This is a genomic window from Paenibacillus sp. NEAU-GSW1 (assembly GCF_009737085.1).
Taxonomy (GTDB): domain Bacteria; phylum Bacillota; class Bacilli; order Paenibacillales; family Paenibacillaceae; genus Pristimantibacillus.
The window spans coordinates 17,991-32,652 of record NZ_WOVL01000031.1 but is presented as its reverse complement, the minus strand read 5'-3'; the positions used below and the strand labels follow the sequence as shown (position 1 = coordinate 32,652).

Sequence of the window (14,662 nt, the reverse complement as noted above, 5' to 3'; positions counted from 1 at the left end):
AATGGAAGATTTACAGGTGAAATTGGCTAGCGCGGTAGGTAAAGTGCCGCCGCAAGGAAATCCGCTTGTCTCGCACAAGTTTGGAGCAGACCCATACGCTCTTGTATATGATGACCGCGTCTATCTGTATATGACAAATGACGTACTGGAATATAGCGAGGATGGAAGCGTCAAGGAAAATACGTACAGCAACATTAACAAGATCGGCGTTATTTCCTCTGCGGATCTGGTGAACTGGACGGATCATGGAGTTATAAATGTTGCAGGTGCTGAAGGAGCGGCCAAATGGGCGACTCAATCATGGGCGCCTGCTATTGCCCATAAAGTAATTAATGGACAAGATAAGTTCTTCCTTTATTTTGCAAACAATGCGAGCGGAATTGGCGTGCTGGAAGGCGACAGCCCAACTGGCCCTTGGAAGGATCCAATCGGAAAAGCGCTGATCTTAAGATCGACTCCTGGAGTCGAGAAGGTTACCTGGTTATTCGATCCGGCTGTGCTCGTAGACGATGACGGCAAGGCTTATATTTACTTCGGCGGCGGGGTGCCGGATGGCAAGGATGAAAGACCGGATACAGCAAGGGTTATGCAGCTTGGAGATGATATGACCAGCGTAGTAGGCGAAGCACAGGTTATCCCGGCCCCATATATGTTTGAGGATGCAGGTATTAATAAATATAACGGTACTTATTACTTTACGTATTGCTCGAATTTCTATACCGGTGTCCGTCCGGAGGGAAGCCCTCCTGCAGGTGAGATCGCCTATATGACCAGTGAAAGTCCGATGGGACCATGGACATACCGGGGGACGATTCTGAAAAATCCAGGTCATTTCTTCGGAGTAGGCGGCAACAACCATCATGTTATCTTCGAGTATAAGAATATCTGGTATATTGCCTATCATGCTCAAACATTGTCGAAAGCGATGGGAGTTCCGATGGGGTATCGTTCTACCCAACTGAATGAGGTTAAGTTCCAGGATGCCGATCAATCCATTCAAGAGATTACGGCAACTTACGAAGGGGTGCCGCAAATTCAGTCTTTTAATCCCTATGAGCGTGCAGAAGCGGCAACAATCGGATGGAATGCGGGAATTGCAACGGAAGCTTCTTCTGACGGCAGCTTAGCCGTAACCGATATTGACAATGGTGATTGGATCGCCTTATCCAAGGTAGATTTCGGAAGTAACGGCGCTTCCAGGTTTGCTGCGTCTGTATCGGAAGCAGGCTCAGCTGCTGTAATAGAGATGCGGCTGGATGCAGCTGATGGAAAGCTGATCGGAACCTTGCAGATCCAGGAAACAGGTGCCGAAGGGGCGGAATTCCAAACGGAGGTAAGCGGTGCTGAAAATGTACATGACTTATACCTGGTGTTCAAGGGACAGCCTGACAGTAAGCTATTTAAGCTGCATAGCTGGCAGTTCGTCCAATAAGCATAGTATGGTGAAGAGGATCGCGGCGGGAGAGCGCTGCGGTCTTTTTTTTTGCAGTCCGGAAAGGATAAGCGGGCATCATTGTCGCTAAGCGTTGCCTCGGCTTGTTGATAGCTATGTTCTACTCGCAACAAAATAACAGCGCTTACAAATTGGTAAACGGATGAGAAGTGAAGTAAAGAGTTGAATGTTGTTTTAGCATATCGACCATCGCATAATTAATTTGTAGTCAATCAACAGCTAAACTATTGAAATTGGGGGATGCAAATGAGCAAAAAATCATTAATAGGGGCAAAAGGGGTATCTTTATTATTGCTGACTTCATTAATCCTCTCTGCCTGTTCAGGAGACAACACCACGAGCAATAAAGAGCCTGATACGGCTCCGACCAATCAGCAGGAGCAAAACGAGACGACAAACGTCAACGAGGGGCCGCTCACTAAATATGATCCGCCTATCGAAGTATCATTTGTTCGAGATTTGAACGATGTCGTGGAAAATAATGTACTCAGCGTATTGCAGGGCGAAACGATCGAGGATAACCGCTGGTCTCGACTGTACGAGGAACAACTGGGCATTAAGATCAAATATGATTGGATTGTCAAAGGTGCATCCACTTCCGACCAGTATTTGCAAAAAATCAATGTTACACTTGCTTCCGGAGATCTTCCAGATGTCATTCCTGTTAACGCAACACAGTTGAAGCAATTGGCCGATTCTGACCAGATTGAAGATTTGACGAAGCTGTATGAACAGTACGCTTCTCCGCTAACGAAAAAAGTGCTCTCCCAGGAAGGCACGAGCCCGTTTGATGCGGTTACTTACGATGGCAAGCTGATGGCGATTCCACAGCTCGAATCATCGATTGAACGGTCGATGTATATTTGGATCCGCACGGACTGGCTGGAAAAATTAAAATTGCAGCCGCCAAAAACGGTCGCTGATGTCCTGGCAATTTCGAAAGCGTTTACAGAAAATGATCCTGACGGAAATGGCCAAAAGGATACGTTTGGTCTCGGGCTTACAAAAGACTTATGGGGAGGCGCGATGGGGCTGGAAGGATTCATGGCCGCATACAACGCTTATCCGAATATGTGGGTTGAAGATGCTTCCGGCAAGCTGGTATTCGGCAGCATTCAACCGGAAGTGAAAAAGGTGCTTCAAGTACTCCAGGATATGTCCAAAAACGGACAGATCGACCAAGAGTTCGGAATTAAAGACGGCGGCAAGGTGTCGGAGCAAATTTCCGCAGGAAAAATCGGGATGGAGTACGGCGAGCAATGGAACTCGATCTGGCCTCTTCAGCTCAACCGCAATAATGATCCGAATGCGCAGTGGCAAGCGTTCCCGATTGTATCAGAATCGGGAGATGCGCCAAAGGTGCCTCTCAAATTCAGCACGACCCGGTTCTTTGCAGTCAAGAAAGGGGCAGCTAATCCGGAAGCCGTTATCAAAATGTTCAACTTGCATCTAGAGAAAAACTGGGGTGAGAGTGCGGAGTTCGACAAATACTACGCGCCGCCTGAAGCGGAAAGCGTGTGGCAGTTGTCCCCGGTTACCCCGTATCCAGCTATGAAAAATGTGGACGCATTTAGAGCCATTGACGCCGCCCGTAAAGCCGGCGATACATCGACCTTGAAGGGTGAAGCAAAGACGATTCAAGAGAAATTGGAATCCTTTGCGTCGGGAACAAAAGAAGGCTTCGCATTATGGGGCTGGGAACGGATTTATGGCGAACAAGGCTCTATGGGCATTGCCGATCAATATGAGAAAAACAATCAATTTCTGATGGAAAAATTCGTCGGAGCGCCGACGCCGACGATGGTTGAACGCAAAGCGACACTCGATAAGCTGCAAACGGAAGTATTCGTCAAAATCATTTTAGGCGAGTCGATCGATACGTTCGATCAATTTGTAGAGAACTGGAAGAAGCTTGGCGGAGATCAAATTACGCAAGAAGTGAACGAGTGGTACGAATCAACGAAATAATCGTTTGGGCTAGAGGAAGAAAAGAGTAAGCAGTTTTCTTCCTCTGCCTCATTTTGCTCACAAATGTGGAGGATAAAGATGAGAGCGAAATTTATTAAAGAAATGCCGCTGCATATGATGATTTTACCGGGATTGCTCCTGATTGTTCTGTTTTCGTATATACCGATGGCAGGCATCGTAATTGCGTTTCAAAAGTTTATTCCGGCAAAAGGGTTATTCGGAGATCAAAAATGGGTTGGCTGGGGCAACTTTGAATATGTTATGAGCTTGCCGAACTTTTCAACCGTTCTTTGGAATACGCTGTTTATTGCTAGTTTAAAGCTGCTGCTAGGTTTGATCGTTCCGATCATCTTCGCCGTTTTACTAAACGAGCTCAAAAACAGGGTCATTAAACGTTCCGTTCAAACCGCGATTTATTTACCCTATTTTCTTTCCTGGGTTGTACTTGGCGGCATATTAATCGATATTCTTTCCCCGTCAGGCGGCATTGTAAACTCATTTCTCGGAATGCTTGGCCTGCCGAAAATCTTTTTCCTTGGCGATAACAGCTGGTTTCCTTTTTCGCTGATTACATCGGATGTATGGAAAAACTTCGGGTATGGAACGATTGTTTATCTGGCAGCAATTACTAGCATCGATCCTGGCTTATACGAGGCTGCAACGATGGATGGCGCCAATCGTTGGCACAAAATATGGCATATTACGATTCCGGGTATGCGAATGGTTATCGTACTTCTGACTGTACTGAGCCTCGGTCAATTATTGAATGCCGGATTTGACCAGGTATTTAATTTATATAGTCCGCAGGTATATGAAAGCGGCGATATTCTGGATACGTTCGTCTACAGAATCGGTTTGTTAGACGCACAATATGGAGTAGCTACTGCGGTAGGCTTTTTCAAATCGGTCATATCGCTCACTTTAATTTCTACTTCCTATTTGCTAGCTTACCGGTTTGCGAAATATCGGATTTTCTAGAGGAGGGCGAACAGTGGTTACAGACACAAATGCAGTGAAAAGCAAACGTTACGAATGGTTTCCATTCGTGAATACAATTTTTCTCATATTAATATCACTCCTTTGCGTGCTTCCGTTAATTCATATTATTGCGGTTTCATTTAGTTCAAGCGCGGCGGCTTCTGCGGGATATGTAAAGCTGTGGCCTGTTGATTTTACGCTTGCTTCTTATAAATACACGGCAAGCCGCAATGAATTTTGGGAATCGATGCTTGTTTCCTTGCAGAGAATCGGCATGGGAACTCCGCTAAGTTTACTGCTGACCATATTGGTCGCTTATCCGCTTTCGAAAGAGACAAATGCTTTTCGATTCAGATCCATCTATGCTTGGATTTTCTTCATTACGATGCTTTTCAACGGGGGATTGATTCCTTGGTACATTACGATTAAGGAATACGGATTGCTCGATTCGATTTGGGCGTTAGTTTTGCCTGGAGCAGTGCCCGTGTTCAGCATTGTATTGCTGCTTAATTTCTTTCGGGAAATTCCGAAGGAGCTTGAGGAGGCGGCTGTAATGGATGGCGCAAGTCATTGGAGGATTATGTGGACCATTTTTGTTCCGATCTCCAAGCCGGCACTGGCAACGCTGGCATTATTCTCGCTCGTTGAGCATTGGAACAATTGGTTCGATGGACTGCTGCTTATGGGCAACCCGTCCAATTATCCTCTTCAAAGCTATATTCAAACGATTGTCATCCAACAGAACCTGTCGAATATGTCACGCGATGCGATGCTTAATATGGCCCTTATTTCAGACCGCACCTTGAAAGCATCTCAGATCTTTCTCGGTTCGCTGCCAATCATTTTGGCTTATCCGTTCCTGCAGAAGTATTTTGTGAAGGGCATCGTGTTAGGCAGTGTGAAGGGATAATTCCGCTGCTACTTCGTTTAGTTTTCATATAGAAGACTGTTGGAAAACAGGTTATAATGAGTAAAAATTGTTGGGGGTATCATTTCTTGTATCGACCGGAGTTTTCGCTGCGGAATACGATTTTTCTTAGATTGATTATCACCTTTTTGCTCATTTTGCTGCCTATTATTCTGTTTGGGGTTTATCAGTACCATTCGATTATGCAAAGTGCAAGCAGTGACATTACCAAATCAGCAACTTCACAAATTAACTTTTATCTCAGCGATCTGGAGAACGAGATTGAGCGTATCAAACTACTCCAATATAGTCTGCTGGAAGATGAGAATTTGAATGAATTGGCTTTAACGTGGGAACGGATGGATACGATAGAGCGGACGGAGAGCATGAATCTCATCATGAAACGTCTGTTCACTGTCCAGAACAGCAGCATGTATATTAAAGATGTAAGTGTACACATTGCATCGATCGGCAGGACGATGTCGGCTGAGGACGGTGTGCGCGACTTGGATGTACAGCGGTTTAAGGACATCCGTTCGGTATATGGCGGTAAAGATTCGCAGATTATGGAGTGGAACGGCCGATTGTTTCTTGGGTTTGCCAAGCTAAGAGGAATAAAAGGGGCGGAGCCTTTTTTCACCGTTGAGATTGAGCTGGATGTTCAAAGACTGCGAGATGCGCTCGCCCAATTCAACACGTATTCCGGAAGCGGCACGGTGCTGCTTTCGGAGAATGCCAAGGTCGCATTGACTAGCGGGACGGGAGAATTGGCTGAAGCTAATATGCCGCAGTACATTCTGCAAATGCAAATGCAATCAGACGACCCTCTTGAAGCGCAGCCCGTGACGATAGAGGGGAAAGAGTACTATTCCTTAATGGCTCATTCATCGAAACTGGAGTTGTCGATTTACCGGTTTATTCCCGAACAGGTTGTCCAGCAGCCGCTTCGCAAGTTTTACAATCTGGCATGGGTATTTGCTGCAGCTGCATTAGCGATTACAGCAGCTTTTGCGATGGCTACCTATCGGTTCATACACAAACCGATGCTGACACTGGTGAAGAGCTTTAGAAAAATGGAAAATGGCGATTTGGATATCCACATTGCGCATGAATCCAAAGACGAGTTCCGTTACTTGTACGGAAGGTTTAATCAGATGGTAGCGAATTTACGCTCCTCAATCGATCAAGCCTACAAACAGAAAATATTGGCGCAAAGAGCGGAATTGAAGCAGCTGCAGGCGCAGATCAATCCACATTTTTTATATAACAGCTTTTTTATTCTGAATACGATGGCGAGGACCGGGGACGTAGAACGAATTGAGCAGTTCACAACGCTGCTTGGCGAATATTTCCAATTTGTAACGAGGAATGCCTCGGATATGGTGTCATTGGAACAGGAAATTCATCACGCGAGAATGTATACAGAAATTCAGGAAATGCGCTTTTCAAGACGAGTGAGCGTTCGATTCGATGCGCTGCCCGAGGAACTTAGGAAGCTGCAGGTGCCTCGCCTCATTATTCAGCCAATCATTGAGAATGCATTTGAGCATAGCCTTGAAAAAAAAATGAAGGATGGAGTCATTGTTGTTCGTTTTCTATCGAATGAGGGTATGGTTGGCGTCATTGTAGAGGACAACGGAGGAAGATTGACCGATGAGGCGATGGAGCGAATAGCGGAAGCTTTGCAACATGAGGATGACCGGTCTGAAACGACGGGAATGGTGAACATCCATCGTCGAATCCGGATCACATCAGGTGATGGATGCGGGCTGATAACGGAGCCTAGTGAGCTTGGCGGCTTGAAAGTGACCATCGTACTTTCCGTTGGAGGTGAGCATGAAAATGTACAGGATGCTAATCGTTGACGATGAAGAAATCATTACGGACGGATTAATGGACATATTTAGCAGCTTGGATCTAAATCTGGATCTATACAAAGCGTATTCCGGCCAAGAGGCGCTAAGTTTGCTCAACCGTACGAGAGTGGATATCGTTTTATCGGACATATGCATGCCTGGTATAGACGGGCTTGAACTGATGGGCAATATTCGTCAGAGCTGGCCGCAGTGCAAGATCATATTTCTGACAGGTCATAATGATTTTGACTATGTTTATCAGGCTATTCAAGCACCAGGCGTTCAATATGTGCTTAAAAATGAAGGTTATCCGAAATTGATTGAAGCTGTAAAGCGCGCGTTAAAGGATATAGAAGAAGCGATGCATGTCAAAGATTTGATCCGCCAATCCCGAGAAAAGCTCAACATTTTGGAGACGCTTGCACAAGGGGATTATTTTCGATTTTTATTTCAAAATGGGAAAATGCAAGATTTAGAGGAAGATTTCGAGCGATTGCATATACCGTTAAATCCATTCTTACCAGTACTGCTCGTGCTTGGAAATTTAACGTATTTCAATCAGTCCTCCCATTCTTATTCCGATCGCCAGGAATCCGCTTTAGCTGTGAAGTTTTTGGCGGAGACGTTTCTGGCGGAGAGAACGGTCAGCATGGGCATGATCGATCGGTATGGAGATATGATATGGCTGATTCAGCCTGATCAGCCGAGTGAAGAGGGCGGATGGGACTACGAGCAGACGGTCATGTTTTTGGAAGGGACATTCGAGCTGATTCAGCAAGCTTGTCTGGATTCATTGGATGTAACGATGGCTGTCACGTTATGCAGCCAAGCAATCACTTGGGAGTCGCTTCCTGTCTCGTATGACAAGATGAGACGACAACAGCACTTTAGGGTTGGAGACGGCAATCTAATGGTTCAGAAGGTGCAGTTGAACGAAGCAGCAGCTTACTCATCTGTATCCTCGGCCCGGGATCGTTCGCTGCATACCAAATCTGAAGCGTTGGCTATTCATTTGGAAGCGGGCAGACGGGAAGAGTTTCTTCGGTTATTTGATGAGTTGACTGTGCAGGCAGCTGTAGAAGAACGGAACGGAGAGGCATACCTGACCGAGCTCTATTATGCCCTGTCTCTTCCTATAATCTCCTATATCAATCGATGGGAAATGCAAGATAAAGTGGGTATCTTCAGCCTTTTGCAGTCGAAAGTCTACCGTTCATGGGCGGAGTCTTTTATTTTATTGCGTGATTCAGCAGAATTGCTTTTCTCTGCGAGGAGAAGCGGGGAGCGTAATCGGGCAGCCCATGTCATCCAGAAAATATGCTCTTATATTGAAGAGCATATAGCCGAGGATCTTTCACTTGTTCGATTGGCAGATGTCATAAGCTTTAATCCTTCGTATCTGTCGCGGTTGTTTAAACAGGAACAGGGTGTCAATCTGTCGGAGTATATAGAGGAGACCCGTATCCGCAAAGCGAAAGAATTGCTCGGAATGGAAGAAATTAAGGTTGCCGAGGTCGGTGCGCGTATCGGATACGAATCGCCGCAATCGTTTACTCGTCTATTCAAAAAACTGACCGGAATAACGCCGCAAGAATATCGAATGTCGTTCGAAAACAGTCATGGAGCGTAACAGGGCACTTTTTCCAAAGTGCCCATTTTACGTCTTTTTTGACCTTCCATTACGAACAGTTTGATATGCGCCCAAAAAACTTAACTTTTATGGTAAAAATGTTTAAATTGTCCATTCGAGAAAATAAATTGCTTAAAAATTCAAACCTTTTTAAGGAGAATTTACATCGTGAAGTTTAGGTAACGTAGATATACTAAAAATAGCAAAGTGAATAGGAGGGGCAGTTACTTCTCTTTGTAAAGTAAGCTCTAATATTTTTGTAATCGCTATCAATTACTTTAATGTAAAAATATTGGTTATTACAAAAAGGAGATAAGAACGATGAGAAAAGGAAAAATCTCTATCCTAACCTGCTTCCTTATTGCAGCCATGATTGTTGCTTGTATTCCTAGCGTCGGATACGCGCAAGGGGATACGGTTTTCACTCTGAACAAAAGTTCAGAAAATGCGCTGCCCGATGAAACGATTGAAGTTACGGTGAATGGAAACGACTTAAAGGACCTCTATGCTTATGAAGCATGGATTACCTTCGATTCTGATGTTGTCGAGTTTGTAAAGGCGGATTCAAAGCTGGAAGGTTTTATGGTTCCGCCAAAAATAGATAACGGAAAAATGACAATAGCCTTCACAAAAATTGGAAAGAAGAGCGGGGAGCAAGGAAGCACATCATTGAGTACCCTTGTCTTCAAAGGGAAGGCTCAAGGAAATCCTAAATTTAAGCTGATAGCAGTAAAGACAGTAGATTCGAATTTGGCCGCAACCGTCTATATTTATGGAAGCGCATTCGAGGATCTGGCGGGCTATGATTGGGCGAAAAAGGAAATAGAAACGCTTGCAGCCTCGGGAGTAATTAAGGGAACGTCAGCGACTGCTTTCAGCCCAGGAGCTAATATCACAAGGGCAGATTTCATTAGCTTGCTGGTAAGAGCATTAAAACTAAATGCAGAAATCGACAGCAATTTTATTGATGTAGCACAATCCGACTATTACTACAAAGAAGTAGCAATTGCTAAAAAATTAGGAATTGCTCAAGGAGCGGGCAATAACCGGTTTGAGCCAAGAACAAGCATATCCAGACAGGATATGATGGTGTTGGCCGCACGGGCAATGAAAATTGCAGGAAATCCGCTGGACGAATCCGCTGCAGATTTAAGCAGCTTCAGTGACGCTAGCGAAGTAGCCGCTTATGCAGTCAGCCCTTTATCGCAACTGGTCAAGTCGGGAATTATCAAGGGTGAAAATGGCTTGATTAAGCCAAATGGCACCGCAAATCGAGCAGAGGCAGCTGTGGTCATTTACAGGCTAATGAATAAGTAGATGACCTTTTCGCTATAAGATGGATTCAAATCAGAACCGCTTGGACATTGCAGCTGTATTAGTATTAACTGTGCTATAAATAGCACAGTAGTTAATTGCCAAACGAATAATGAAAGGAGGTGTTTACGTTGCCAGAGGCTGAAAGCAGCCCGTCAAATAAGAGTCAAATGCCACAATGAATCCATTCGTAGAGGAGGAGATTTGAAGTGAGAATTTGGACAAAATGGATAGCGATGACAATGATTTTAGCCCTTGCGTTCACGTTAATCCCGGGGATGGAAAGAGCAGCAAACGCAGCTGCCGCACTTACGCCAGCCTTGGCTAAAACGCCTGGAAACGCCAATCCGTTATTTACGCAAAAGTTTGGTGCCGATCCGTTCGCAATGGTGTATGACGGCAGAGTTTATGTGTACATGACCAATGACGTATTTGAGTACAATGCTGACGGAACCATTAAGGACAACGGCTATAGCCAGATTAATAAGATTACAGTTGTTTCGTCCGACGATATGGTGAACTGGACGGACCATGGAGAAATACTTGCTGCCGGTTCACAAGGTGCGGCAAAATGGGCAAATAACTCCTGGGCACCGTCAGCTGCTCACAAAACGATAGACGGCAAAGAGAAATTTTTTCTTTATTTCGCAGATAGCGCGAACGGCATTGGCGTACTTTCCGCGGATAGTCCGATTGGACCGTTTACGGATCCGATTGGAAAGGCTTTAGTTAATCGAAGCACGCCAGGGGCTAGCAATGTTACTTGGCTATTTGACCCTGCGGTGCTTGTAGATGATGATGGAAGCGGATATTTATATTTTGGCGGGGGTGTTCCGACGGGGAAAGAAGCTGACCCGGGCACAGCTCGTGTAGCGAAGCTTGGGGCAGATATGATTAGCTTAGATCTTTCTGCTAGCGAGGGAACCGTTAAACCGATCAATCCGCCATGGCTGTTTGAGGATTCAGGCATACACAAATACAACGGAAAATACTATTATTCCTATTGCACAAATTTCTCTAGCGGCCATCCGGCTGACATTCCTACGGGAGCTATTGCCTATATGGTCAGTGACAACCCGATGGGCCCGTTTACTTATGTTAAAACATTTTTGCCTAACCCCGCTGCTTTCTTTGGTGTTGGCGGCAACAACCATCATTCTATTTTTGAATTCAACGGCGAATGGTATATTACATACCATGCTCAAACACTAGCGAAAGCAATGGCTGAAAGCGGCACAGTGCCGCAAATGGGCGGGCAACCGCACGGGTATCGCAACACACATATCAATAAAGTAAGTTTTGATGAAGATGGAGTCATTCAGAACATTACTGCCGATTATGCAGGCGTTCCACAGATTAAAAATGTTGATCCATATACGAGAGTTGAGGCTGAAACCATAGGCTGGAACGGAGGTATATCGACTGAAAAGATTACCGAGCCCGGAGCTATGGTAAGCAGCATTAATCTGGCTGTCAGCAACATTAATGACGGGGATTGGACAGCTGTGTCACAAGTTGATTTTGGGGATGCAGGTGCCGGCGTATTTAAGGCCAATATTGCAAGCGGTTCCAGCGGCGGAACCATTGAGCTGCATATTGACAGTGCAGATGGCCCGTTGATCGGGACGGTTCCTATTTCCAACACCGGCGGAGAAAATAGCTGGCAGACAGAAGCAACAACCATCTCCGGCGCTGCTGGCGTCCATGATCTGTATATGGTATTCAGAGGAGCATCGACTGGCAATCTCGTCAAGGTAGATTATTGGCAGTTCGACCAAAAGAGCGAGAACCATGACCTTGTTGCAATTAACGCAACAATCGATAAACATAAGATCGATATTGTATCAGGCGCCAACGAGGCAACCATGCTGGTTACAGCCATTTACGCTGATGGAACCAGCGCGGATGTTACTGCTGATGCAGATGCCGTACCGGCGGAAAGCGATATTGCAAGTATCGATAACGGAGTCATAACCGGAGTCGGTTATGGCACAACAAGCATCGATGTAAGTTACGGCGGTCAAACAGATTCACTTCATTTGCTTGTGAAAGATTTGAACAGTGAGCTGACAGTGAACAAGATTACAGTTGATAATAGTGCAGTTACACTGGATTCTGGAACAACAGCCACATTTAAAGTAACCGCGGAATTTGTTGACGGACACACCGAAGATGTAACACGCAAAGCCACGTACAGCAATCCAAGTCCTGAAATCGCAGCAGTTTCCAACGGCACAATAACGGCAAAAGCTAGCGGTACAACCACTGTTGCTGTAAGCTATCAGGGAACAGTAGGAGACGCTGTAACAGCGCAAATAACGGTAACCGTTAATACGCCAACAATCGTGGCAATTGAGGCGGAAACAGCGGCTGAAAACACAGCCGATGCTTATGTCTCCGGTACGATAAGCGACCATACTTGGACTCTAGTCGATGGACAGTCCACGAAAGCGATGCTGTTCGGGCCTAATACTGGCTTTGCTGCATCAGCTACGGATGCAGCTTCACTCGCTGCCAATTCCAAACTTGGTTATAAGATTAATTTTCCGACTGCCGGAACGTACAATGTTTGGATTCTTGTCAAGAGTACCGGTTATGATTCGGACTCCGTCCACGTTGGATTAGATAATCAGTATAGATTTACTACAAACGGCATTGAAGCGGTAAGCCTCGGTCAATTCAAATGGGCTAATATTAGCGGCAACGGCGGCGGTATGTTTGGCGGCGCTACGTTGAATGTTACAGCCGGCGAACATGAATTGAACTTCTGGGGCAGAGAAGACGGTCTTGCTATAGACCGAATTTTATTAACCACAAGCAATGCCGCCACTGATCCTGTCTGGCCTTCAAACAGTGTTGCAGTTACAGGAGTAACGCTTGACAAGAGTACACTAAGCTTAACAGCTGGTTCAAACGAAATACTTACTGCAACTATTAACCCTGCCGATGCAACAAACAAAGCAGTAACTTTTGCTTCAAGCGATACGGGTGTTGCAACAGTAAGTGGCGCAGCTTATGATTCTGCAACAGGCACAACAAGTGTAACTGTTAACGCAATTGCAGCAGGAGATGCAGTTATTACTGTGACAACAGCAGATGGTAATAAAACAGCGGTAAGCAATGTAACGGTAACTCCATCCGTTGTGCCGCTATTGCCTACTGCAGCGCTTTCAGCAAGCAGCAGCGTAAATCCAGGCAGCAGCTTCTCAGTGGCAGTTAGCTTGGACAATATCGAACAAAACGTTTATGCCGAGGACCTCACGCTGACCTACGACTCCAGCAAATTTGATTATGTAAGTGCGGCAGGTGCTACGACCGACATTCAAATCGTAACAGAGGATAAAGCAACAAGTGGAGAAGTTAGGCTTATTGCCGCCAATATTGGAGGTGTAACCGGGGCCAGCACATCGGTTCTGAATCTAACCTTTAAAGCAAAGGCGGGGGTTCACAATACAACCGGTACAATTGCTCTGACCAAGGCAAGTCTCGGCGTGGCTCCTGAGGGAAGCGTAATTGAGGCGGAACTTGACAGTGTGAACATAGCAATTGGCCAAATTGTAGTCGTTGTTGATAAAACAGCATTGATAGCTGCTATCGCGAATGCTGAGAGCCTCTACGACGCAGCAGCAGTTGGCACACTGCCGGGACAATATCCGCAGGCAGCCAAAGATGCACTCGGTGCTGCAATCCATGCGGCAAAAGCTGTTAGAGACAACGAAAGCGTGACACAGTCTGAAGTTGAAAATGCTCTTGCCGCACTTATCAGCGCAGTAGACGCCTTTAGAGAAGCGGTTGTTAAAGAAGCGTCTGCCGACATCAATACGGATGGAAGCATCAACGTAGGTGACCTTGCGATTGTCGCTTACTACTTCGGTAAAGATTCCACTAGCGCAGAGTGGGCAACCTACAAGATTGCGGATATGAACGGCGATAATATGATCGATATCGTGGATCTTGCGTACATTGCAACCAAGATTCTCGAATAAGTTATCCGTTAGCTCATAATCTAATGGCTTCGCCCTTTGTAATCAGGAGGGCGGAGCCATTTTACTTTAATTTCCTTCGCTTATTTAGCAGCAAGTAAAATACAATACAAAACGACGAAGCACAGGTTCAAGCGCCCAGCAATGCGAACAAATAAGATCGGTAAAGAAATGCGAGGAAAGCAAGTGGCTAATTTTTTCAGACCAAGCTAGCTGCCAATCGACTTTTATTTGCTTGCAACTAAATTTTAAATCATAATAAAAATCATCAACACCAATAGATCTGAGGATGTGTCGCTTATGCAACAATTTTAAGAATTTGTTTAAAAAGTAGGAGGTTTAACAAAATGACTGAATCAAACTTTCATTGAACTTTCAGGGAAAAGGGAATTTTAGAATATTACTATAAAAGATAGAACTACAGAAGCGATGATTAATCGTGCAACTGTCATTTTTGAATCTGCAACAAATTTCCAAAAATCATTATCCAGTCGTTGCCATAGAGGGTACGAAGATACGATTGCCCGTATTATTAGGGAACAGCTCGAAATTATTTAGAACATCGGAGGATTG

General features: G+C 45.3%; 8 protein-coding genes and 2 pseudogenes. All 10 read left to right on the top strand.

Features of this window, described 5'->3' with window-relative positions; genetic code table 11:
• Position 1: 1 nt before the first annotated feature.
• Positions 2–1,432: a glycoside hydrolase family 43 protein gene (locus GOM71_RS20310; protein WP_156284366.1), complete on the top strand. Its 1,431-nt coding sequence runs from the start codon at positions 2–4 to the stop codon at positions 1,430–1,432.
• A 267-nt stretch (positions 1,433–1,699) separates the two neighbouring features.
• Entirely contained in the window at positions 1,700–3,421 is a 1,722-nt protein-coding gene (locus GOM71_RS20305; RefSeq protein WP_156284364.1) for an extracellular solute-binding protein, read from the top strand.
• Positions 3,422–3,499: 78 nt separating this feature from the next.
• Entirely contained in the window at positions 3,500–4,399 is a 900-nt protein-coding gene (locus GOM71_RS20300) for an ABC transporter permease (protein WP_156284362.1), read from the top strand.
• Between the two features lie 13 nt (positions 4,400–4,412).
• Entirely contained in the window at positions 4,413–5,309 is an 897-nt protein-coding gene (locus GOM71_RS20295) for a carbohydrate ABC transporter permease (RefSeq protein WP_367649724.1), read from the top strand.
• A gap of 86 nt (positions 5,310–5,395) precedes the next feature.
• Complete coding sequence (locus GOM71_RS20290; RefSeq protein WP_253944946.1) at positions 5,396–7,171, top strand: sensor histidine kinase; 1,776 nt, start codon at positions 5,396–5,398, stop codon at positions 7,169–7,171.
• Positions 7,143–8,792: a response regulator gene (locus GOM71_RS20285; protein WP_253944945.1), complete on the top strand. Its 1,650-nt coding sequence runs from the start codon at positions 7,143–7,145 to the stop codon at positions 8,790–8,792. Before GOM71_RS20290 ends, GOM71_RS20285 begins: the two co-directional genes overlap by 29 nt.
• A 321-nt stretch (positions 8,793–9,113) precedes the next feature.
• Positions 9,114–10,109: an S-layer homology domain-containing protein gene (locus tag GOM71_RS20280; protein WP_156284356.1), complete on the top strand. Its 996-nt coding sequence runs from the start codon at positions 9,114–9,116 to the stop codon at positions 10,107–10,109.
• Between the two features lie 233 nt (positions 10,110–10,342).
• Positions 10,343–11,887 (top strand): annotated as a pseudogene (locus GOM71_RS25200) (glycoside hydrolase family 43 protein); the annotation flags it as partial.
• Between the two features lie 84 nt (positions 11,888–11,971).
• Complete coding sequence (locus GOM71_RS25195; RefSeq protein ID WP_253944951.1) at positions 11,972–14,092, top strand: Ig-like domain-containing protein; 2,121 nt, start codon at positions 11,972–11,974, stop codon at positions 14,090–14,092.
• A gap of 348 nt (positions 14,093–14,440) precedes the next feature.
• Positions 14,441–14,644, top strand: a pseudogene (locus GOM71_RS24535) (TetR/AcrR family transcriptional regulator); the annotation flags it as partial.
• Positions 14,645–14,662 lie beyond the last annotated feature (18 nt).

Excerpts from the sequence above, each read along its gene's own strand:
- GOM71_RS25195 (WP_253944951.1), top strand. The coding sequence starts at position 11,972 with ATGCTGGTTACAGCCATTTACGCTGATGGAACCAGCGCGGATGTTACT.
- GOM71_RS20310 (WP_156284366.1), top strand. The coding sequence starts at position 2 with ATGGAAGATTTACAGGTGAAATTGGCTAGCGCGGTAGGTAAAGTGCCG.
- GOM71_RS20300 (WP_156284362.1), top strand. The coding sequence starts at position 3,500 with ATGAGAGCGAAATTTATTAAAGAAATGCCGCTGCATATGATGATTTTA.
- GOM71_RS20280 (WP_156284356.1), top strand. The coding sequence starts at position 9,114 with ATGAGAAAAGGAAAAATCTCTATCCTAACCTGCTTCCTTATTGCAGCC.
- GOM71_RS20305 (WP_156284364.1), top strand. The coding sequence starts at position 1,700 with ATGAGCAAAAAATCATTAATAGGGGCAAAAGGGGTATCTTTATTATTG.
- GOM71_RS20285 (WP_253944945.1), top strand. The coding sequence starts at position 7,143 with ATGAAAATGTACAGGATGCTAATCGTTGACGATGAAGAAATCATTACG.